This window comes from Rossellomorea aquimaris (genome assembly GCF_001877785.1).
Taxonomy (GTDB): Bacteria; Bacillota; Bacilli; order Bacillales; family Bacillaceae_B; genus Rossellomorea; species Rossellomorea aquimaris_A.
Genome location: NZ_MINN01000040.1, coordinates 1 through 394 on the forward strand (window position 1 = coordinate 1; position 394 = coordinate 394).

Annotated in this window: 1 protein-coding gene; it reads left to right on the forward strand. The window is 42.6% G+C overall.

Features of this window, described 5'->3' with window-relative positions:
• Positions 1 to 199: 199 nt before the first annotated feature.
• A partial coding sequence (locus BHE18_RS01540; protein ID WP_268876285.1) for an NAD-binding protein occupies positions 200 to 394 on the forward strand: 195 nt, incomplete at its 3' end.

Genomic DNA, 394 nt, shown 5'->3' on the forward strand with positions numbered 1-394 from the left:
AAGTGGTTAGTTGATGTGTCGGTGCTGAATTACTTTAGTGTTTATGTGGTAGTTAGGTTATGGTCGGTGGTGGAGGGTAAGTAATAGTGTTGATGTGGCGGGTATGTCAAGGTGTAGTATGATATTGGCTTTGGTAGGTGTTGAAGTTATGACTTGTCTGATTGTGTTATTTTGATTATCAAAGTTAAGACTGCTTACGATTTTTTTTTTTTTTCGCTTTGGAAGCAGTGTCTGCAAAGAACTTTACGGGATGGGACACGATATTATGGCGATTGATTCGAATCCGGAAACGGTCAGCTCGATGTCCGATTATGCGAGTCATACGGCAACAGCCGATGCCACAGACGAAGGCAGCTTAAAATCACTGGGCGTTCGTAACTTCGAGTATGCCATC